Raw genomic sequence first — 20342 nt, forward strand, 5'->3', positions numbered from 1 at the left:
GCTGAGTTCTGAGTATGACATGAGCGCAATACCTTACAGGGAAACTCAGGTGTTGCACTCAGAATCTGCGGCCAAGGGGTGTAAGGTTTGTTGATTATTCTTTCAAAAACTATACTCGAAAAACAAGGAGGTTGCTATGCATAGTAGTTTTCACGAAGTTAGGGCCATTAGTATGCAAGAGTCTAAGTCGAAATCATTTTTGCTGTTTTGGGGGTGTTATGTTATAGGATCAATTTTAATACTTTATTTTTGTGTTAACTATGGAGTTAATGGTTCGTATATTGAAGGCATTGCTGTTTTTTTATTTTCAATGCTTTTAATCTCTATGTTGTATTGGTATTTAAGGGTTAAGCCTTCTAATAGCTATGTTGCCTCTGACGATCCTAGAGATGAACTAATTAAGGTTAATTCACAGCTGGGTGATATGGAGGATATAATCGAGGCTATTGAGTTTTTCAAGAGAAATGGCGATGAGCTCGATGAAGCAAGTAATGAAAATAAATTTATTGTAGATTATATTTCAATTAGAAGTGAGGTTTTAAGTAAAAAGGATAGACTTATTCATAATGTGGAAGATTTGTATAATGCTGCTAAGCTATCTAGCTTCGAGTCTACTCTAGAGAGAGATATAAAAAAATTATCTGAAAAAAGGTTAGCGATCGAAGACAAGCTACAAAGTAGAACTGCTGATGATATTGAGGATGATTCGTCGCTTGATAAAATGCGATTACTGATTAAAGTTATGACATCTCGTCTTGAGAATGAAATTACTCAGCTTTCTAGGCGAGGCGATATCTATATTATTATCGGTTCAGTCTTGACCATAGCAGCTGGGTATATTTTATATCTATCAATGGGAGGCCTGCAGTATAGCGGCAATGATGTCAGAGGGGTTTATGCTTTAGGGTTTACTAAGCATGAATTATTGGTAATGTCAGTCAAGATTTCTATTGTGTTTTTTGTGGAGATTTTTGCTTTCTACTATCTTCGTTTATACCGTGAAATAATTAAAGATGTTAAGTACTACCGAAATGAAATAACTAATATAGAGGCTAGGCTGTTGGCTTTGTATGCTATTGATAGCTCCAAGCAGAGTGAGGCGCTGAATGGACTAGTGGATGAGCTATCCAAAGTAGAAAGAAATTTTGTGATAGACAAAAAACATACTACTGTAGAGCTGGAAAAGAGTAAGCATGATTCTAATGTTATGGTTTCAGCGATTGAGAAGGTTACAAAATTGATAAATACAGCTAAAGCGTAAGCTAGACATCAAGTTTTTTACAAGTTGTAATTAGAAATACAAAGACCCGCCAATCGGCGGGTCTTTGTATTTCAGGCATTGAGCATCTGTCAGTCAGTCAGTCAGCCAGCATCCAGCCAGCAGGGCGTCACCAGCCCCAGAACATCAGATACCAGATGCCCAGCGCGGGCAGGCAGGCCAGCGCGACACTCGCGGTACCGACCAGCCGTGCAGCGTTGCCGGCAAGCAGGCCGCCGTTGCGCTGCTCACCGGTAATGCGCCAGGCCAGCCGCAGCCCCCACAGGCAGGCCAGTGCCAGCAGGGTGGCGCGCAGATCATTGGCCCAGGTGAGATTGATGCCGTCACCGCGCAGCAGCGTCATGGTGGTGGCGGAGAGGCCGAGAAACACGCCCAGTCCGCCCAGCGGAATCAGGCTCAGCGAGAGGTGCCACAGGCGTGACAGCGTCGCCTTGCCACCCATCAGCCAGTTGCCCAGCAGCAGCGGCAGGCTGGTGAGTGCGCCCAGCAGGCCGCCACCGACCACGATCCACAGCGTGATCAGACTGCCATCGAGCAGGTTGAAGACATCGTTGTGCTCGGGGTAGTTGGTCAGAATCCAGGTCGGCAGGGTGGTGGTCAGTGGCCACATCAGGTCGTGATCGATCAGCCAGAAGGCCAGCTGCTGCTTGAGGGTGACGAACCACGGGCTGGCGCTCCAGCTGAAGGCGCCGATGGCGATGCCGAGCAGGCCGAACACCAGCACCGAGTAGTGGGTGAAGCGCACCGGCTGCGGCGGCTCGACCAGCTCCACGCCCGGCGCACGCCACTCCAGCTGCATCGCGTTCTTGTAGCCGCTGCAGCGTCCGCAGACATGGCAGTCACCGGCGCTGTCGAGCTGCTTGAGCGGAATCAGCGGCGCGCAGTCAGGGGCGTGCATGCGCACGGCGTTGCCCTGACGGACAGCCTGATTATGGGCGTTCCAGCGGGCCTGGTCGGTACGGAAGTGGGTCGGTGACAGGCGCGCCAGCAGATTGAAAACGCCATTCACCGGACACAGCTGCCGGCACCAGACGCGCGTGCCCTTGCCGTAGATCAGCCCGACGATGATCGCGGCCACCGTCGAGCCCCCCAGTACCACCAGTGCGCCCAGCGGGTACTGATAGACGCTGGCCAGCTGGCCATACAGCGTGGTGCCGAGGAAGGCCACGAAGGGCCAGCCGCCCCAGCGCATCCAGCCGGGAATCGGCCGACCGAGGCCGATGCGGCTGGCGGCTTCGGTCAGGGTGCCTTCGGGGCAGAAGACACCGCACCACACGCGGCCCATCAGCACCATGCTGATCAGCACGAAGGGCCACCACAGCCCCCAGAACACGAACTCGGCGAACACCGTCAGGTTGGTGAGGATATGCGCCTGGTAATCCGGCAGTGGCAACAGGGCCGGCACCACCAGCAGGAAGGCATAGACGCCGACCACCAGCCATTGCACCAGCTGGATCAGACCACGCCGCTGCTGCATCGCCTGTCCGAAGCGCGCGATGCGCGTGGCCTGACGGCCCGGCGAGGTGCCGCCATCACTGGCGATGAGGTTGGCGATGTCGCCGTGGGGGCTGGAGCCGCAATTGGCCATGACTATCGTTTCTCCTGACTGGCAGATCGCGTGAACAAGACTCAGCTGCGCGCGCGGGCAGTGAGCTGACGGCGCTGGTCCACGCGCTCCTTCTTGCGCTGACGCTTCATGAGGCTTGCGACGATGACCCAGTAGCCGAGATAGCCGACCACCATCGTCGTGGCAGGCCAGGCGCGATAGCCGGCGAAGGTCGCCAGCAGTCCGCCGAGGCCGCTGCCATCATCGAGCAGCCAGCTGGAATCCCACAGCGGGTCGAGGCCCGCCGGCAGATAGCCGAGGCCGATCAGCTGCTCGAGGCCCGACATCAAAAGTGACGCCGCCAGCAGCAACAGCAGGATTTCGGTCACGCGGAAGAACAGCTTCCACGAGAACAGGCGTGAACCGAGCTGCAGCGCCATGAAGGTTGCCACCGCGAGGGCGAAGCCGAGGCCCGCAGCCAGCGCGAAGCTGGCGATGCCGCCGGACTGCAGGCTGGCGGCGCCCATGCCGTAGAGGAAGACGACGGTTTCCGCGCCTTCACGCGCCACGGCGATGGCAACCAGCGTCGCCACGCCCCAGTAGCTGCCGGAGGAGACGGCGCTGGCCAGGCCGCTCTCGAGTTCTGCCTTGAGCGTGCGGCCCTTGGTGCGCATCCACAGCACCATCTGGGTGATCAACAGGCAGGCGGTCAGCACCAGTACGGCCTGGAAGACCTCCTGCGCGGTGCCGGTCAGCCAGGTGTTGGCGCCCATCAGCGCCGCCCCCATCAGGCCGGCCAGCACCAAGCCGGCGACGACCCCACCCCACAGGTAGCGCAGGCCCGCGCGGGTGCCGGACTGCACCAGCCAGGCGTGCATGATGCCGATGACGAGAATGGCTTCGACGCTTTCACGCCAGACGATAAACAGGATCTGATCAAACATGCGGACTCTCTTCTACTGACGTTCGGTGCGCGCCATCGATGACGAAAAAGGCGTCATTGGCACAGGGTGGCCGAGCTTATTCGGCGACGACCTTGCCACGCGCGTCCGGCAGGTGGAAATCATCGAAGAAGTCATAGCTCCCCGCGCGCAGCGGATGGATGACGACGAACGACTTCACGCCCGGTGCCAGCACCTTCTCCTTACGCAGGGAGTTGCTCTCGAATTCGGCCGGCGTATTGCCCGCGTTGTGCAGCTGGATGACGAATTTCTCGCCGGCCTTCACCTCAAGGACCTCAGGGATGAGCTTGCCGTTGTCGAGGGTCAGGTCGTAGGACGGCATGTCGCTGGCGGCTGCCGGTCGAGGCAGCAGAGCGACGAGCAAAAGGGCGACGAGCAACATGGCGAGCGCGGGCAGCAGGGCGCTTGCTCGACGGGGCAGGCGAGAGGGCAAGAGGGAGGGCAAGAAAGAGGTCAGGCGCATGGGACACTCCGGACGATGAGGGAAAGCGCACACTGACACCAGCACAAGGCGCTGGTGGTAGAGCGACCAATGGCCGCGAGTGCAGGTCAGCACAGGCGGCCATCGAAGGAGCAAGCGGCAATGGCCGCCTCACGGGATGCAGACATTCAGGGACATGCAGCAAGGACAGAGCGGCGCTCAGTAGCCGCCTTTCTTGCCGACGCCGGCATAGACGAAGTCGTAGTCGGTGGTGATGGTCTGCGGCCACTCGGCGACGCCGGTTTCCTTGTCGATATGACGCGGCATGTCCGGATGCTGGATCTCGAAGGTCAGGTGGTACTTGCCCGGGCCATCCAGTTTGACGTTCTTGCCGTAGTGGGTGCCGTCATTGGCGATCATCGGCACCAGCTCGCCTTCGATCGGCGCCTTGCCACCCTGCCTGGTCAGGGTGTAGTGAATGCCGAGATAGGGAATCCAGTCGCCCGGCGCGAAGCCGTTGTCGTTTTCCATCAGCGCGTGGATATCGGCTTCCAGGTGGATATCGGCCTGATTGGCAGGCAGCTTGCCGGCCGGGGCCATCACCACCGGCTGCAGGTAGACCGCAGCGATTTCCATGCCGCCTTCCTTGACCGGCGTGCCGATCGGGTATTCCAGTGCCGAGGCCTGACCCGCCACGAATGTTGCCGCCAGGCTCAGGGCGAGCAGGCAAGGCTTGAGCGCGCGGGGCAGAGCAGTGGTGAGGGAGTGACGCTGTGGCATCGGGGGGACTCGCAATGATGGGAAGTGGAGCTTCATTATCCCGATAAGCCTAAATATAACCATTCTCATCCCTGCGCCGCTTGCGTTGCTCATCTTGCAACGGGGCGTTGTATGAGCATGAGCTTCTTCTCAAGTAAGCACGAGCTTCTTCTCAAGTAACAGGGGCGGGTGGCAGGCCTGGCGGCAGCGCCGAGCAGGTCGCGACTTTCTCACGACGGCCTCACGATTGCCACACGGCTGCCTCGCGAGTTTCTCGCACCATCTGGTCTGCTCATCTGGTCTGGCGCGCTGCCATGCGGCATGCTGCGCGACATGACGACTCCTCCTTCAGATTCTCCTTCTCGCATTGACCTGCCCGCCCTCGAGGCGTGGTGCCGAACGCTGCATCAACATCTGCTCGCGCGGCGTCAGCGTGCCTGCCTGTGGATCAGCGGCGATGACCCCACTGGCGCCGCGCAGGCGATCTGTGAGCGGTGGCCAGCGCCTGAGCCTGCTCCGCTGTGGCTGGGCACAGGTGAAGCCTTGTCGACAGCGGGCGCGACGCCGGTGCGTGCGCTGGCGATGGCCAAGGCCGCCACCCAGCTGGGCGGTGAGCAGTCATTGGTCATCTTCGATGCGGCGCAGCCGGCGACGGGCTTCGACCCCGATGCCTTCGGCGCCGTGGCCGGCACCCTGAAGGCGGGGGGCCTGCTGGTACTGATGACGCCTGCCGCCTGGGCCGCGGCAGACCCTGCGCCAGTGCCGGATGGCGATCATGCGCGTCTGGCTCACTGGCCCTTCGAGCGGCAGCAGCTGACGGCACGCTATCTGGCGCGGCTGGCGCGGCGCCTCTCATCGCACGCCAGTGTGCTGCACTGGGCACAGGGCGGACACTTGCCTGCGCCATCGCTGGATAGCGGCAATCAGGCGGCGCGAGCAGACGCCATCGCCGACAGTGACTGCCTGACGCAGGACCAGGCCGCCAGCGTGGCTGCGCTGGAGGCACTGGCGCCTGCGCGGCCCGTGGTGATCAGCGCCGATCGCGGGCGTGGCAAGAGTGGCGCGCTGGGCATCGCGGCGGCGCGCTGTCTGGCAGCGGGGGAGGATGTCTGGCTGACGGCGCCGCGCCCTGCGGCGGTCAGCGCGATCTTCGAACGCCTGGCAGCCCTGCTGCCCCGGGGGCGGCGCGCGGGCAATGTCTTTCGGCTGCCGGTTGGACAGGCGGAGGGCGACACGGCTTCCGGCAGCGAACTGCGCTTTCTGGCGCCGGATGCCATCGAGGCGGCTCGCCTCGCCTGCCACGATGAGGTGCTGCCGCGGCTGTTCGTCGATGAGGCCGCCGCCATCCCCACGCCATTGCTGAAAGGCTATCTGGCGCATTTTCCGCGCATCGCCTTCGCCACCACCGTGCATGGCTATGAAGGCACCGGGCGCGGCTTCCAGCTGCGGTTTCGCCATCATCTCGAGCGTCAGTGTCCCGGCTGGCAGGCGCTGGAGATGACGACGCCCGTGCGCTGGGCGCCCGGCGACCCGCTGGAAGCATTGACCGATGACCTGCTGCTGCTCTCGGCGCAGCCGCCTGAGCTGCCTGAGCTGCCTGAGCCATGCGCGAAGAATGCTCAGCAGTGGTTGGAGGGCTGCGACATTGTCGTACTGGAGCGTGATGTATTGGCGCGTGATGAGGCGGCGTTGCGGCAGCTGTTCGGCCTGCTGGTGCAGGCGCATTACCGCACCACACCGGCGGACCTGCGCCAGCTGCTCGACACGCCGGGGCTCACGCTGATGGCGATTCGTCAGCGCGACGTCACGACTGGGCGCGATGCCTGGCTGGGGGTGGTGGCCGCCGTCGAGGAGGGCGGCTTCCCGACGCCTCTGGCGCATGACATCTGGTGCGGCAAGCGGCGTCCGCGTGGGCATCTGCTGGCACAGTCGCTGGCGGCGCATGCAGGCCACCAGGGCGCCGCCGAAGCCCGCTGGTGGCGGGTGCTGCGCATCGCGGTGCATCCCGCGCTATGGCGGCGTGGCCAGGGCGCACGCTTGCTCAAGGCGCTCGAGCAGCAGGCGCTGGCGGCAGGCGTCACGCGGCTCGGCACCAGCTTCGGGGCCGAGGCCGATCTGGTCGCCTTCTGGCTGGCGCAGGGCTTCGTGCCGCTGCGCATGGGCCTCAAGCGCGATGCCGCCAGTGGCGAGCACGCGGTGATGATGGGCAAGGCCATCGGCGAGAGCGGGAGTGGCGAATCTGCGCCGCGCGGGCAGTTGGCGCAGGATGCCTTGCTCGGCGCGCTGCAGCAGGACTTCCAGCGCCTGCTGCCCAGCCTGCTCGCGCATGAGCTGCACGGCTTGCCGCTCGTCTTGGCCGACAGGCTGCGGCAGCGAGGAAGTGAGGCAGATCTGGCCACGCTGACGCCAGCCGCATGCGCGCAGCGACTGGACTGGTATCGCCGTGGTGGCGGGGGGCTGGCGCTGGTGCGGCCGTGGCTCGAGACAGCGCTCGAGGCCTGTGAGCCTGCACGACTCGATGAGGCGTCGCGTCACGGGCTGGTGCTGGCGCTGGGCGGACAGGATGCACCTGCCTTCATCAGCTGGGCCGAGGGGCTGGGCATCGTGGGCCGCAAGGCGCGCGATCGCTGGTGCCGAGCGGCCGCCGGGCGCTTGATCGAAAAGAGCGAATGACAAGGCCGTCTGACAAGCTCATCTGACATGAGCATCGGTCAAGCCTGTCTGACAAGAGCAGAGCGACCGGTCGCGGCTCAGAGGCCCGGAATGCCGATCGGGCCGGGCATGTCAGGAATCGGCGAGCAGCCACTCAGCATCAGCAGGCCGGCAGTGGCGGAGATGGCGGTCAGCAGCAGTAGTCGACGAGGCATAAAGGCTCCGATGAAGGTGGGGAATGGCATGCAGCTGTCAGCAGGGTCGTGATTGTCATCCTTGCATATTCGAAGTCGCTGATCGATAGGCGTCGACAACCACTAGCCACGCCCGTCCGCTGTTCCGTATGCTCATTGATGACAAGAACAGGAATCTTCGCCATGAATGAGCATATCGATACGTTGGACCCCGCCATCCTCTGGCGTCATTTCCGCACTCTGTGCAATATCCCGCGCCCGTCCGGGCATGAAGCCGCGCTGGTGGCCTATCTGATCGACTGGGCCGAAGCGCGTGGTCTCGCCCATGATCGCGACGCTTTCGGCAACCTGCGTCTGCGCAAGCCCGCCACCCCCGGCCATGAGAGCGCAGCGGGCATCGTGCTGCAGGGCCATCTCGACATGGTCGCCCAGGCGGCCAGCGACAGTGATCACGACTTCACGCGTGATTCCCTCGACACCTATCTGGAAGACGGCTGGCTCAAGGCGCGCGGCACCACTCTGGGGGCCGACAACGGTCTCGGCGTCGCGGCGGCGCTGGCCGTTCTCGAAGACGACAGCCTCGTGCACGGCCCGCTGGAAGCGCTGTTCACCCTCGAGGAGGAAACCTCGATGGGTGGCGCGCTGAATCTGGCCGAGAACTGGCTGGAGGGGCGCTACCTGCTCAATCTGGATTCGGAAGACCGCGGACAGGTCTATATCGGCTGTGCCGGTGGCGCGGACATCAATGTCGCCCACGAGTTTGCCACCTCGTCCCTGAAGGATGCCGAAGCGGAGCTGGAGCTGACCATCGGTGGCCTGGTCGGCGGCCATTCCGGGCTCGATATCCATCGTGGTCGCGGCAATGCCAATCGCCTGATGTCACGCGCGCTGGTCGCGCTGGCCGAGTTCAAGCCGCGTCTGGTCAGCTGGTCTGGCGGTACGCTGCGCAATGCCTTGCCGCGTGAGGCCACGGTCGGCGTGGTGATCTATGACGAGCGCGTCGCCGCCGCGCGCCAGCGCCTCGCGGACTTCGAGGCCCAGATTCGCGATGAGCTGCGCGAGACGGACCCGGATGTCTCGCTCAGCGTGACCCGTGGCAATGCCGAGAACGCGCTGTCCGTCGAGGACACCCAGCGGCTGGTCGCGGTGCTGGATGCCGCGCCCTACGGGGTCGAGCGCATGAGCGCGGCGGTGGAAGGCGTGGTGGAAACCTCCAACAACCTCGGCGTGGTGCAGCTGCGCGAGGGGCGCTTCCATCTCTGCGCGCTGGTGCGTTCGCTGCGCGATGATGCCGTGACCATGATGGAGCAACGCATTCGTGGGCTCTTTGCGCTGATCGGCGCGACCACCGTGGCCGAGAATGCCTATCCGGGTTGGCAGCCGGCGCCGGATGCGCAGCTGCTGGCGCGCTTCTGCAGCCTGCACGAGAGCGTCACCGGCCGCGCGCCGGAGATCAAGGTCATCCATGCCGGACTCGAGTGCGGCATTCTGGGGGCCAAGTATCCCCAGCTCGAGATGATCTCCTTCGGGCCGCTGATTCGCGGTGCCCACTCGCCCAGCGAGCGGGTCGAGGTCGAGTCGGTCGGTGAATTCTGGCAGGTGCTCAAGGGCCTGATCACCGAACTCGCCGAGCCTGCCAAGGCCGCTTGATCAACTCTCAGGCAAGACTCGTCACGTAGACGAACGACGCCCCCGCAGGTCAGCCTGCGGGGGCGTCGTCATCTCTGGGCGTCGTTATCTCTGGGCATCAGGCGCTGGCGTGGCCTGATGAGAGTGCGCCAGCTCAGTTGATATTGATGCGGATCGCCGGAATGCCGATGCTCACGCCGTTATGGTAGCGGCGGATGCCATGCCGCCCGGAATCATGGTTCTGGTAGTAGTACGGGCGGTAGCGGTCGTGTTCAAGGCGCCCATGCTGATGGTAGCGGCGCTTGGGGACATGGCGGCGGACGTCATGACGAGAGTGCTGGCGCGAGTGATGGCGCTCCACGCGCGGCTCGTCGAACATCCTGAGGTGGCGGCGCTTGATCGCCTCGTGGCGACTCTGCGGCGTGCTGTGGCGCTCGCTGTGCTGGCCCTGCGCGCGATGGCGATCATCCGCGGCGACCAGCGTCGGCGTGGCGAGCATCAGCGTCAGTCCCAGCAGCAGGGAAGGCAGCAGAGACGTAAGGGCTGTGTTCAAGGTAGAGATATGCATGGGGCGGTCTCCCGTATGGTCGGTCAGTCACCCAAGAGGATCCTTGTCGTCAGAATATCGTGTCGCAGCGCCTTTTACGAAAGGCGTTCGCTAATGTCTCTGTGAGTCGCTCGGTGTGTTGTTGTGGAGCTGAGTTGACCAGATTGCGTTGCCTGTAGCGTAAGTGGTTGCTCGCAATGAGGTTCTGGGATGCACGGCTGCAGAGTGGCCAACGATCCTCGGGCATGAGGGGTTAAGCCAGTGCTGCGAGGACACTTCACTTCTGCCGCCAAGGCACCGGATTGCGCCCTTGAGACAACGAAAACGCCCCTGCCGAAGTGGCAGGGGCGTCTGTCTGTTCAAGCTTCAGAGCTTGCAGCTCTCTGGCTTGCGACTGTCTGGCTTGCGACTGTCTGGCTTGCGACCTCAGGCGTGCTGATGTTGGTGCTTGCCTTCGGCCAGTTCCTCGAGCAGCTTGGCGTTGAACGCATCAAGGTCTGCTGGCTTGCGGCTGGTGACCAGCGCGCTGTCACACACCACTTCGCTGTCCTGCCACTCGGCACCGGCATTCTTCAGGTCCTGGGCGACGGAGGGGAAGGAGGTCATCTGACGGCCTTCGACGACGCCGGCATCGATCAGGATCCACGGCGCGTGACAGATGGCGGCGACCGGCTTGTGGGCCTGGAAGAAGCTGCGCACGAAGCTCAGTGCGCTCTCGTCCTGACGCAGGGTGTCCGGATTGAACAGGCCACCCGGTAGCACCAGGCCGTGATAGTCGTGTTCGCTGGCATCGCTGAGCGGGGTGTCGACCTGGTACTTCTCGCCCCAGTCGGTTTCGGCCCAGGCACGAATGCCGTCTTTCTCCGGCGAGACGATATCTACCTCGACGCCCGCCTCCTGCAGTGCGGCACGCGGCACCGCGAGCTCGGATTCCTCGAAGCCATGGGTCGCGAGAATGGCCACGCGCTTACCTTGCAGTTGTTGACGTGTCTGCTGATCGGTCTGCTGTGTCATGCGAATCTCCTTTCCGTGCTTCGGCTCTTGCGAGCGTGCTGGGCAGAGAAGGGGAGAATTCTGCTCTCGGCGTACGTCACTCACCGCAGTGAGCATCGCTCGATGATGGCAGGCAGTTCCCGTCCTTTCGTGCCCTGACACTCAAGACATGGATGCGCGATACTGACTTTCAAGGGGGGTGACCCCGCTGCGTTTTCACAGGCCATGGAGTGCCCGATGTCGCTGCTTTCTGAATCTTCCGCCGTGATGTGGTTGCTGGTCGGCGTGCTGTTGATGCTGTCGTTGGCCCTGGGGTTGGGCTGGCGGCGAACCCGCGAGCAGCTCCATGCGCTGCAGGAAAGCAGTGAGGAGGAGCAACAGTCGATGCAGCAGACGTGGCAGGCCTCGCTGGACGAGTCGCGTGAGCGCCAGCAACAGGCCGAGCAGCGGGCGGCCCTGATTGAGCAACGTGCCGCGCTGGACGGGCAGCAGGCGGAGCAGCAGCAACGCTATCTGAGCCAGTCGCTGGAGGAGGCGCGCCAGGCGCGTGATGCCCTGACGGAGCAGCTCGCCACGCTGCGCGAATCGCTGCAGGGGCGCCTGGATGAACAGTCACGCGCCCTGAGTGAACAGCAGACGCTGGCACGCAGCCTGACCCGCCAGCAGGAAGTGCTGGAGGCGCAGCTGCTGGAGCGCGAGGAGCGTCTCGAGACACTGAGCGAGCGCTACGCCGAGCTGCGCGAGACACATGCCTCGCTGGTGACGCGTCAGCGTCAGGAGGCCAGCCATCACGAGCAGCAGCTGGCATTGCTCAACGAGTCGCGCGAGCGTCTGAGTCAGGAATTCGAGCAGCTGGCGGGCAAGGTGTTCGAGGAGCGCCAGCAGCGCTTCACCGCCGCCAGTGGCGCCCAGCTCGAGCAGCTGCTCAAGCCGTTTCGTGAGCAGGTCGGCGACTTCCGCCAGCGCCTCGAGCAGCTGCATGGCGAGGAGGTGCGCGAGCGCACCAGTCTCAAGAGTCAGCTCGACCAGCTGGCGGGGCTCAACCGCCAGATCACTGAGGAGGCAGCTAACCTGTCGCGGGCGCTCAAGGGCGACAGCAAGATGCAGGGCAACTGGGGCGAGATGATTCTGGAGACCGTGCTGGAGCGCTCCGGCCTGCGTGATGGCATCGAGTTCAAGCGCGAGGTGTCGTTCACCGGTGAGGGCGGACGCCAGCGTCCGGATGCCATCGTCTACCTGCCGGACAACAAGCATCTGATCATCGATGCCAAGGTCTCGCTGACCGCCTACACCGAGTACGTCAACGCCGAGGACGACGTGACGCGAGCACGCGCACTGCGCGCGCATCTGACCTCGGTGCGCGGCCATGTCACCGGGCTGGCGCGGCGCAATTATCCCGCCATCGAGGGGCTGGGCTCGCCGGACTTCGTGTTCCTGTTCCTGCCGATGGAGCCGGCCTTCGCGCTGGCCTTCGAACACGATGACAGCCTGTTCCAGGACGCCTTCACCCAGGGCGTGGTGATGGTGACGCCGACCACCTTGCTGGCCAGCCTGCGCACCGTGGCGAGTCTGTGGAGTCTGGAGCGCCAGAACGACAATGCGCGCGTGATCGGGGAGCGCGCGGGAGCGCTGCTCGACAAGTTCCGCGGCCTCGCAGAATCCCTCGAGGAGCTGGGCACTCAACTGGGACGCACGCGCGAGGCGCATGATACCGCCATGAAGCGGCTGGCCAGCGGGCGCGGCAACCTGATCAGCCGTGCCGAGGAGCTGCTGGAACTCGGCGCGCGCATGAAGAAGCCGCTGCCGGAAGCGCTGGTGCGCCAGTCGCGTGACACCCTGCATCAACCCGAGCAGGCGCTGGATCAGCCGCCGACATCCGCGCCGTCGGCGCTTGATCGCCAGCCCGCGCCCGAGCCGCCTGCCAGTGAAGAACCGGCAGCCAGCGAAGGCCAGGATGTCGCCGGAGCGCCGGGTGCCGAAGCGCCGGATGCCGAGGCATTGGACACAGAGACACTGGACACCGAGGCAGGGCAGGCGCCTGCGTCGCTCTCGCGCTGGGAGCTCATGGAGCGCAAGTGGCAGGGCGATAGCTGATCGCCCTCATCGCCTGCATGGCGAGGTCAACGCAAGCGCGGGGTATCGTTTCCGCATGCGATGAGGGGAGTGCGGTCTGCGCGATATTGTCGAGTCGCGGCAAGAATTTCGATTTTTTCTGCATCCATCTCCCCAAGCCCCCCGTAAGTTGGATTGAGCCCGCAGCGCAGGGGCGAAAGTGATAGATAAATAACGTTTGGCTCATTAAAGAGCATTTTCTCAGGAGATGTGTCCATGTCTACCAAGACGAACAAGTCCGCCAAGACCGCTTTTGCCCTAGCCTCCGCACTCGGAACCGCTGTCGCTCTGTCTACCGCTGTCGTCTCCCTCCCGGCCCACGCGGCGGGTATGGAAAAGTGCTACGGCGTGTCGCTGGCCGGTGAGAATGACTGCGCCGCCGGCCCGGGTACTTCATGTGCCGGGACTTCCACCGTCGATTATCAGGGCAATGCCTGGAAGCTGGTTCCGGAAGGCACCTGCACCTCCATTGAAACGCCGAATGGCACCGGCAGCCTGGAAGAAATCAAGTAAGCAACACGCCTCGGGGCTGGCTCGGACTCCCCGAGCATCCCCCCGAACTTGACGTCCGGTGGCCTGGCGCCACGCCGCCACCGGATGTTCGCCGCCTCGAGAGGTCTTCATGCACCAGCCATCCCCTTCCTCCGGCAGTCCGGATTTCGGTACGGCCTATCCGTCCCTCGACGAGATGGCCGTCGGTATCAGCCTCAAGGCGCAGCATGTGCGTGAGCTGATGTCGTCGCGCCCGGCGCTGGGGTTTCTCGAGATTCATGCCGAGAACTACATGGGCGCCGGCGGGGCACCCCATGCCCGGCTGGATGCGCTGCAGGAGTATCCGCTCTCGATTCATGGTGTCGGCCTGTCGCTGGCATCGGAGCGCCCGCTGGATGCCACGCATCTGGCGCGCCTCAGAACGCTCTGCGAGCGTCACCCGCCCACCAGCGTGTCAGAACACCTGGCCTGGGCCGGCCATAGCGGCCACTTCTACAACGACCTGCTGCCGGTACCGCTGACGGACGCGATGCTGGCACGGGTCAGCGATAACCTGATGCAGTTGCAGGACACCCTGGGCCGTCAGGTATTGATCGAGAATCCCGCCCACTATCTGCGTTTCGATGCGCGCGAGCTGGGGGCGGAACTGATTCCCGAGACGCATTTCCTCACTCGCCTGGTCGAGCGCAGTGGCTGCGGACTGCTGATCGACGTCAACAATGTCTTCGTCTCGGCGCACAACATCGGGATCGATCCCGCGGCCTGGCTGGAGTCAATTCCGGGCCACGCCGTCGGGGAGATCCATCTGGCGGGGCATGGCGAGGACTCGCGTGAAGGCCTGCTGATCGACAACCATGGCGCGCCGGTCTGCGATGAGGTCTGGGCGCTGTATGCCGACTTCATCAATCGCATCGGGCCGCGTCCGACGCTGATTGAATGGGACACCCAGGTGCCGGCGCTGGAGGTCTTGCTGGGGCAGACCACGCGCGCTCAGGCGTTGCTGCACAGCACACGGGCGCAGCAGCTGACGCGCTCCGGCATGGAGGGCGGCCAATGACCTCTCTCGAGCGGCATGCCAGCGCTGAGCGCCAGCCCGATTGGCAGCGCGCCTTCATCGAGGCACTTACCCAGCCTGATGCCGCGCTGCCCGGTATCGAGGCAGGCCATCAGCAGCGCATCGATGTCTATCGCAACAATGTCTGGGCCAGCCTGATCAGTGCGCTGGAAGAGGCCTATCCGGTGACTCGACAGGTGGTGGGTGAGCGCTTCTTTGCGGCCCTGGCCCACGATCATTCCCGCCAGCATCTGCCGCGCTCACCGCTGATGATGGAGTACGGGGTCGGGCTTGCCGAGACCCTGCACACGACCCTGACCACGCTGGTCGAGACGCGTCAGGTGTCGGCCGCTCAGCTGCCGTTCTATGCGGTGGACCTGGCCCGCCTCGAGGCCGCTCGTCTGGTGGCTTATCACGCGGCGGACGCCGAAGCCCTGGTGCCGACCCAGCTGGCGGGGTTGCCGCCGGAGGCGGTGATGGAACTCAGGTTCTCGGCGCACCCCGCGGCTTGTCTGCTGCACCTGGAGCATGCGGTGCTCGAGATCTGGCAGCGTCATCAGGATGCCGGCGCGACCCTTGAAGGGCTGGATATCGCGCGGCCGGAGCGGATCTTGATCACGCGCCCGGCGCTGGAGGTGCAGGTCACGGTGCTGTGCGAGGCCGCATCCTTGCTGCTCGAGCTGCTGCTGGCGGGGGAGACGCTGGCGGACGCGGCAGCTCGGCTCGCGGACGCGCACCCCGAGCAGGAGCTTGGGCAGTTACTGGCACCATTGCTGGCAAGCGGTGTGTTCCTGGCGCTGGATTAGTCGCGCATCAAGCAGGTCATTACAAGCCAATCATTCCCCTTTTTAGCGCCCTGGCGCACCCTTGAGGAGGCCTCATCATGAGCCTTGAATCATCAACGACGCCTGCGGTTCGTACCGGTGTGGCGGGGCAGGTCCTGAAAGTGTTCGTCTGGCTGGAAAACCTGCGCATGGATGCGCTGTTGATCCTGATGCGTATCGTGGTCGGCGCGGTATTCTTCATGTCGGCGCAGACCAAGGTCGATGGCTTCACGATCAAGGACAGCACCTTCTTTCTGTTCGAGCATGAATACGCCCTGCCGCTGGTCTCGCCGATACTGGCTGCCTGGCTGGCGACCATCGCCGAGCACCTGTTCCCGCTGATGCTGTGGTTGGGGCTGGGGACGCGCTTCGCGGCGCTGGGGCTTGCCGTCATGACGCTGACCATCCAGCTGTTCGTCTATCCCCATGCCTGGGTGACCCACGGCCTGTGGCTGTCCAGCCTGCTGGTGCTGGTATTGCAGGGGCCGGGACGCCTGTCGCTCGATCAGCTGATTCGCTCACGCATCGCCTGAGGCCGTCATTCGGCTGAGTCGTTCGGTGAGGCTCATATCAGTCGCGCACAACGCAAGACGGAGACCCTGGGGTCTCCGTCTTGCGTTGTAGTACCGCGATAGTGCCAGCTATCTATCCGCTGGCTATCGAGGCGCTCAGGCCGGCTCGTCGGCGAGTTGATGCTCGATCTCGGCACGTACCATCTCGACGCTGGCGGCATCGATGTAGCCGTTGGCATGCGCGTGGTGCGCCATGTCGAGGCTGTCGGTGCTCAACAGCATCACGCAGCCGAGCGCGGCCAGCTCCTCGCCGAGCCGGTCCAGCTCGGCCTTGCGCGAGTCCGAATCGCCTATCTGGCGAATGTAGATCGCGCAGATGCGACCGGGATAGCGGCGCACGACCTCGGCGTAGACTTCCGGGTCATGCTGGCCGCTGTCGCCGATGAGCAGGAACTGCATCCCGTCATACAGGCCGAGCATCTTCTCGATCAGCGCCTGCTTGTGGTCTTCGGAGCGTCTGGGCAGCGGGCGTTGCAGCGTCAGACCCCACTCGCGCAGGAACAGGATCGGCCCGACCGGAATGCGGTTGTGCTGGAAAAAGACCTCCAGCATCTCGTAGATGCTCCACGGACCACGCGACACATAGAGCAGCGGGCGCTGCTGCTGGCCGTCATCACCCTCATGCAGCGCCTGATAGAGGGCGGCCACGCCGGGGAAGGCGGTGCGCCGCTCGGCGGACTCGATGAACAGGCGGTAAAGCATCTTGAGCTTGTTGGCGACACCGGTGTACATCACGGTGTCGTCGATATCGCTGATCACCCCGAGGCGCGTGCTGATGGGCGGCAGATAGACCTGCGCCTCGCCCTCCACCGGGGGCTGCTTCGGCGGACACGCGGTGATGCGGGCGGTATGCCACTGGCCCTGGTGCTCCAGCGGCTCATCGAGCGGCAGATGTACGCTGAAGTAGCCATCGCGGTCGGTGATGGCGGTGGTGCGGTTGTCCCCCAGCGCGACCTCTACTTCGACGCCGCTCTTGCCCCAGCGCAGCATGCGACGACCGACATCCATCAGGTCGCGCCCGGCGCCGGGAGCCAGCTGACTGCGTGAGCCGGGCTGGCGGAAGATGCGCCCCATCAGAAAGGCTTCGCTGTGCGAGCCGTAGCCACGATAGGCGTGAATGACGTAGCCATCCTTGCCCTGGGCGTGGCGCATGGGCTTGGCAGCCACATGCAGCAGCTTGCGTAGCAGACGTGTCAGCGGCAGTGACATGCAACCCTCCTGGTCGGTATCTGGCGGGCCTTCATGGCCACATGACAACGCCGCCTTTCGAGTCCCGCGTGTGCAGGGTCGAAAGGCGGCGTTCACACTGCGCGAATGCCTCGCGGCCCAGTGTCAGTCAAGTACAGCGTCAGGCAGCAGCATCAGAGATCCGCGCTGCCATGTCCTGGCGCTGCATTGGCTTGAGCGCTTACTCGCCCAGGTAGGCGGACAGCATCCACACGGTCTTTTCCTGCTCGCGGATGTAGTCACCGACCAGTGAAGCGGTACCTTCATCGTCGGCGTCAGACGCGACGGACATGATCTCGCGCTGCAGTTCGATCAGGGACTTGTAACCGGTCAGCAGGCCCTTGACGCAAGCCGTGCCGTCGCTGACGTGGGTGTCTTCCTTGATGGTGGCGACGCGCGCGTAGTCACTGTAGGCGTGCAGCGGCTCGTGACCCAGGGTCAGGATACGCTCGGCGATCTCGTCGACCTTGGTCAGCAGGTCGGTGTAGGTTTCCTCGAACTTCACGTGCAGCTCGAAGAACTGGTTGCCCTTCACGTTCCAGTGGTAACCACGGGCATTCATGTAGAAGGTCTGGTAGTTGGCCAGCAGGATGTTGAGGTGCTCGGCCAGCTGAGTGGCGCTGGCAGTGTGCAGGCCGATGGCATTGGTATCGTTGGACATGAAGACTCTCCTGAAAAATGTGAAGTGAACGGCATTGTGGGGAAAGTGGAGATGCAGGTGGCGAGCCGTGCTGCCAGTATGCCACCAGTGTAGAGGCTGGGCGGGATGCAGGGTAACGAATTCACTGTATCGCCCTCATCGGCCACCCCTATCGTCGCCGGCGCACCACCCTCAAGCCGTAGATGAATGCTTGGAAAGAGATGTGGTGCGCGCACGCGGTTTTCAAGGTCGCACACGGATATTGCGGCCAATGTCGTCGGCTCGGACATTCTGATTTCGGCCACATACGCAAAGGCCCCGCACGGGGCGGGGCCTTTGCGACAGCCATGTCATCAGCTGTCATCACTTCTGCAACGCTCAGGCGTCAGTTGCGCGCCATGTGCAGGAAGTGCATGTGCTTCTCGTACTGGTCCAGCACGTCGCCGATCACCTGCTCCTTGGTGTAACCCATGACGTCATAGGTCTGGCCACCTTCACGCAGGAAGACCTCGGCGCGGTACTGGCGTTCCACGTCGCTGGTGCCCTTGCGCTTGACGTTGCGCAGCGCGAAGGCCGGTGCTGCATATTCGCGCACCCGCACACCGTAGACGAAGTCGACTTCCTCGCCGTGGCTGACCTGCAGATAGCTGCGGTCTTCCTCGTCATTGACGCGAGTATCCAGGCCCTGGGCCTCGAATTCCTTCGCGACATCCGCCAGTGCCGGCGTGACGGTGTTGATCAGGTACTGCTCGACGTTCTTCTGACGCGGCGTCTCGACCAGGGTCTGGACGCGCTTCTGCCAGCTGCGTGCACCACCGGCGGTGTGGCCCGGCGTGTTGCTCAGGTGCTGCATGGAGCGTTGCTTGACGCCCTCGAGACGCAGTGCCTTGAGCAGGCCATAGCAGACGAACATCAGGATGATCGCGAACGGCAGGGCAGAGGCCAGCGAGGCGGTCTGCAGTGCGCCCAGACCACCTGCCATCAGCAGCGCCACGGCAACGAAACCTTCGGAGAAGGCCCAGAAGACACGCTGCCAGACCGGAGATTCGTCACCTTCCTTGGAGGTCAGCATGTCGATGACCAGCGAGCCGGAATCCGAGGAGGTGACGAAGAAGGTCACCACCAGCACGGTGGCCAGCATGGAGGTGATGCTACCGAACGGGAACAGCTCCAAGAACTTGAACAGTGCCACGGATGCATCGGCGGAGACCGCTTCTGCCAGGTTGCCCGCAGTATCGGTCAGCAGCATGTGCAGGGCGCTGTCGCCGAAGAAGGTCAGCCACAGGAAGGTGAAGCCCATCGGCACGAACAGCACGCCGTAGACGAATTCACGGATGGTGCGGCCACGCGAGACACGTGCGATGAACATGCCCACGAACGGGGACCACGCGATCCACCAGCCCCAGTAGAACAGGGTCCAGCCACCCAGCCACTTGGACGGGCCATCTTCCGGGATATAGGCGAACATGTTGAAGGTCTTGTCGACCACTTCGCTGAGATAGCCACCGATGTTCTGGATCAGCGTCTGCAGCAGGAAGATGGTCGGACCCACGCACAGCACGAACAGCATCAGCGCCAGTGCCAGGCCAAGGTTCAGCTCGGAGAGACGACGGATGCCGCCGTCCAGACCCATGACCACGGAAACGGTCGCCAGACAGGTGATGATGGCGATCAGGATGATCTGAGTGGTCAGGTTGTTGTCGATATCGAACAGGTAATGCAGACCGGAGCTGACCTGCAACACGCCCAGACCCAGCGAGGTCGCGACCCCGAACATGGTGCCGAAGACGGCGAAGATATCGACGGCATGGCCGATCGGGCCATGGATGCGCTTGCCGATCAGCGGATACAGCGCAGAGCTGATGCGCAGCGGCAGGTTGTGGCGGAAGCTGAAGTAGGCCAGCGCCAGCGCCACCACGGCATAGACGCCCCAGGCGTGGATGCCCCAGTGGAAGAAGGTGGTCTTCATGGCTTCACGGGCGGCCTCGACGGTGCCGGCATCGCCGACCGGAGGCGCAGTGAAGTGGAAGACAGGCTCGGCGACGCCGTAGAACATCAGGCCGATGCCCATGCCCGCGGAAAACAGCATCGCGAACCAGGAGCCGTAGCTGAAATCAGGCTCGGAATGGTCTGGCCCCAGCTTGATGTCGCCATAGCTCGAGAAGGCGAGACCCAGCGTGAAGATCACGAACACGCCCATGGCCAGCAGGTAGAACCAGCCGACGGTGTCGATGATCCAAGTCTGGACATGACCGAAGGCGGTCTGCGCGGTATCCGGCATGGCGACCGTAAAGATCACGAACGCCAGAATCACCACGGCGGAGCCGAAGAAGACTGGCGGATTGATCTTGGCGACCGTGGGCTGGTCGGCATTTTCTGACATAAATTTCTCTCCCTGATTGCCTATTCGTCGATAATGGTAACTTATTGAACCTGTAG

17 protein-coding genes are annotated in these 20342 nt (G+C 62.9%); 8 read left to right on the forward strand and 9 right to left on the reverse strand.

The features are described from left to right. The first annotated feature begins 136 nt into the window (after window positions 1-136). Entirely contained in the window at window positions 137-1261 is a 1125-nt protein-coding gene (locus R2R70_RS17430) for a hypothetical protein (RefSeq protein ID WP_410978606.1), read from the forward strand. Window positions 1262-1388: 127 nt separating this feature from the next. Here R2R70_RS17430 and R2R70_RS17435 read toward each other — a convergent pair whose 3' ends face one another. The 4 genes from R2R70_RS17435 to R2R70_RS17450 all read right to left on the reverse strand — a co-directional run bounded on the left by R2R70_RS17435 (window position 1389) and on the right by R2R70_RS17450 (window position 4988). Further along, window positions 1389-2867, reverse strand: a complete 1479-nt coding sequence (locus R2R70_RS17435) for a 4Fe-4S binding protein (protein ID WP_410978607.1) — start codon at window positions 2865-2867, stop codon at window positions 1389-1391. A 41-nt stretch (window positions 2868-2908) separates the two neighbouring features. Then, on the reverse strand, window positions 2909-3769 hold the full coding sequence (locus R2R70_RS17440; protein WP_107335660.1) for an FTR1 family protein: 861 nt from the start codon (window positions 3767-3769) through the stop codon (window positions 2909-2911). Between the two features lie 76 nt (window positions 3770-3845). Beyond that, window positions 3846-4250 (reverse strand): cupredoxin domain-containing protein, encoded by a 405-nt coding sequence (locus tag R2R70_RS17445; RefSeq protein ID WP_410978608.1) that lies wholly within the window; start codon window positions 4248-4250, stop codon window positions 3846-3848. A gap of 177 nt (window positions 4251-4427) precedes the next feature. After that, a complete protein-coding gene (locus R2R70_RS17450) occupies window positions 4428-4988 on the reverse strand; it encodes an iron transporter (protein WP_107335659.1) in 561 nt (186 codons plus the stop codon). A 312-nt stretch (window positions 4989-5300) separates the two neighbouring features. Between R2R70_RS17450 and R2R70_RS17455 the strand changes: the two genes are divergently transcribed. Next, entirely contained in the window at window positions 5301-7640 is a 2340-nt protein-coding gene (locus tag R2R70_RS17455) for a tRNA(Met) cytidine acetyltransferase TmcA (protein WP_410978609.1), read from the forward strand. A gap of 356 nt (window positions 7641-7996) precedes the next feature. Beyond that, window positions 7997-9463: an aminoacyl-histidine dipeptidase gene (locus R2R70_RS17460; RefSeq protein ID WP_248379790.1), complete on the forward strand. Its 1467-nt coding sequence runs from the start codon at window positions 7997-7999 to the stop codon at window positions 9461-9463. 133 nt (window positions 9464-9596) lie between these two features. Here the strand turns inward: R2R70_RS17460 and R2R70_RS17465 are convergent, their stop codons facing one another. Together R2R70_RS17465 and R2R70_RS17470 are read right to left on the reverse strand one after the other, a co-directional pair. Then, on the reverse strand, window positions 9597-10010 hold the full coding sequence (locus R2R70_RS17465) for a hypothetical protein (RefSeq protein ID WP_410978610.1): 414 nt from the start codon (window positions 10008-10010) through the stop codon (window positions 9597-9599). Window positions 10011-10415: 405 nt separating this feature from the next. After that, the gene (locus R2R70_RS17470) at window positions 10416-11003 is read right to left on the reverse strand and encodes a type 1 glutamine amidotransferase domain-containing protein (RefSeq protein WP_043333235.1); all 588 of its coding nucleotides are present in this window, start codon (window positions 11001-11003) and stop codon (window positions 10416-10418) included. Between the two features lie 216 nt (window positions 11004-11219). Between R2R70_RS17470 and rmuC the strand changes: the two genes are divergently transcribed. The 5 genes from rmuC (at window position 11220) to R2R70_RS17495 (ending at window position 15997) form a co-directional block, all read left to right on the forward strand. Then, entirely contained in the window at window positions 11220-13076 is a 1857-nt protein-coding gene (gene rmuC, locus R2R70_RS17475) for a DNA recombination protein RmuC (RefSeq protein ID WP_410978611.1), read from the forward strand. Between the two features lie 234 nt (window positions 13077-13310). Then, window positions 13311-13607, forward strand: a complete 297-nt coding sequence (locus tag R2R70_RS17480; RefSeq protein WP_043333233.1) for a DUF2282 domain-containing protein — start codon at window positions 13311-13313, stop codon at window positions 13605-13607. A gap of 109 nt (window positions 13608-13716) precedes the next feature. Next, window positions 13717-14643, forward strand: coding sequence for a DUF692 family multinuclear iron-containing protein (locus R2R70_RS17485; RefSeq protein ID WP_410978612.1), 927 nt, complete (start codon window positions 13717-13719; stop codon window positions 14641-14643). Then, window positions 14640-15446 carry a putative DNA-binding domain-containing protein gene (locus R2R70_RS17490; RefSeq protein WP_410978613.1) on the forward strand — a complete coding sequence of 269 codons (807 nt, stop codon included), beginning with the start codon at window positions 14640-14642 and terminating at the stop codon, window positions 15444-15446. The genes R2R70_RS17485 and R2R70_RS17490 overlap by 4 nt, the downstream gene beginning before the upstream one ends. Window positions 15447-15523: 77 nt before the next feature. Next, window positions 15524-15997 (forward strand): DoxX family protein, encoded by a 474-nt coding sequence (locus R2R70_RS17495; RefSeq protein WP_410978614.1) that lies wholly within the window; start codon window positions 15524-15526, stop codon window positions 15995-15997. A gap of 135 nt (window positions 15998-16132) precedes the next feature. Here the strand turns inward: R2R70_RS17495 and R2R70_RS17500 are convergent, their stop codons facing one another. The 3 genes from R2R70_RS17500 to R2R70_RS17510 all read right to left on the reverse strand — a co-directional run bounded on the left by R2R70_RS17500 (window position 16133) and on the right by R2R70_RS17510 (window position 20286). Beyond that, the gene (locus R2R70_RS17500; RefSeq protein ID WP_410978615.1) at window positions 16133-17245 is read right to left on the reverse strand and encodes an App1 family protein; all 1113 of its coding nucleotides are present in this window, start codon (window positions 17243-17245) and stop codon (window positions 16133-16135) included. A 199-nt stretch (window positions 17246-17444) separates the two neighbouring features. Continuing rightward, window positions 17445-17924, reverse strand: a complete 480-nt coding sequence (locus R2R70_RS17505; RefSeq protein WP_043333228.1) for a Dps family protein — start codon at window positions 17922-17924, stop codon at window positions 17445-17447. A gap of 364 nt (window positions 17925-18288) precedes the next feature. Continuing rightward, window positions 18289-20286, reverse strand: a complete 1998-nt coding sequence (locus R2R70_RS17510; RefSeq protein WP_410978616.1) for a BCCT family transporter — start codon at window positions 20284-20286, stop codon at window positions 18289-18291. Window positions 20287-20342 lie beyond the last annotated feature (56 nt).

The sequence above is a fragment of the Cobetia sp. SIMBA_158 genome (assembly GCF_046566945.1).
Classification (GTDB): domain Bacteria; phylum Pseudomonadota; class Gammaproteobacteria; order Pseudomonadales; family Halomonadaceae; genus Cobetia; species Cobetia amphilecti.

What these genes read in the sequence shown, in the direction of transcription:
- R2R70_RS17430 (WP_410978606.1), top strand. Translation starts at nt 137, where the DNA reads ATGCATAGTAGTTTTCACGAAGTTAGGGCCATTAGTATGCAAGAGTCT.
- R2R70_RS17435 (WP_410978607.1), bottom strand. Translation starts at nt 2,867, where the DNA reads ATGGCCAATTGCGGCTCCAGCCCCCACGGCGACATCGCCAACCTCATC.
- R2R70_RS17440 (WP_107335660.1), bottom strand. Translation starts at nt 3,769, where the DNA reads ATGTTTGATCAGATCCTGTTTATCGTCTGGCGTGAAAGCGTCGAAGCC.
- R2R70_RS17445 (WP_410978608.1), bottom strand. Translation starts at nt 4,250, where the DNA reads ATGCGCCTGACCTCTTTCTTGCCCTCCCTCTTGCCCTCTCGCCTGCCC.
- R2R70_RS17450 (WP_107335659.1), bottom strand. Translation starts at nt 4,988, where the DNA reads ATGCCACAGCGTCACTCCCTCACCACTGCTCTGCCCCGCGCGCTCAAG.
- R2R70_RS17455 (WP_410978609.1), top strand. Translation starts at nt 5,301, where the DNA reads ATGACGACTCCTCCTTCAGATTCTCCTTCTCGCATTGACCTGCCCGCC.
- R2R70_RS17460 (WP_248379790.1), top strand. Translation starts at nt 7,997, where the DNA reads ATGAATGAGCATATCGATACGTTGGACCCCGCCATCCTCTGGCGTCAT.
- R2R70_RS17465 (WP_410978610.1), bottom strand. Translation starts at nt 10,010, where the DNA reads ATGCATATCTCTACCTTGAACACAGCCCTTACGTCTCTGCTGCCTTCC.
- R2R70_RS17470 (WP_043333235.1), bottom strand. Translation starts at nt 11,003, where the DNA reads ATGACACAGCAGACCGATCAGCAGACACGTCAACAACTGCAAGGTAAG.
- rmuC (WP_410978611.1), top strand. Translation starts at nt 11,220, where the DNA reads ATGTCGCTGCTTTCTGAATCTTCCGCCGTGATGTGGTTGCTGGTCGGC.
- R2R70_RS17480 (WP_043333233.1), top strand. Translation starts at nt 13,311, where the DNA reads ATGTCTACCAAGACGAACAAGTCCGCCAAGACCGCTTTTGCCCTAGCC.
- R2R70_RS17485 (WP_410978612.1), top strand. Translation starts at nt 13,717, where the DNA reads ATGCACCAGCCATCCCCTTCCTCCGGCAGTCCGGATTTCGGTACGGCC.
- R2R70_RS17490 (WP_410978613.1), top strand. Translation starts at nt 14,640, where the DNA reads ATGACCTCTCTCGAGCGGCATGCCAGCGCTGAGCGCCAGCCCGATTGG.
- R2R70_RS17495 (WP_410978614.1), top strand. Translation starts at nt 15,524, where the DNA reads ATGAGCCTTGAATCATCAACGACGCCTGCGGTTCGTACCGGTGTGGCG.
- R2R70_RS17500 (WP_410978615.1), bottom strand. Translation starts at nt 17,245, where the DNA reads ATGTCACTGCCGCTGACACGTCTGCTACGCAAGCTGCTGCATGTGGCT.
- R2R70_RS17505 (WP_043333228.1), bottom strand. Translation starts at nt 17,924, where the DNA reads ATGTCCAACGATACCAATGCCATCGGCCTGCACACTGCCAGCGCCACT.
- R2R70_RS17510 (WP_410978616.1), bottom strand. Translation starts at nt 20,286, where the DNA reads ATGTCAGAAAATGCCGACCAGCCCACGGTCGCCAAGATCAATCCGCCA.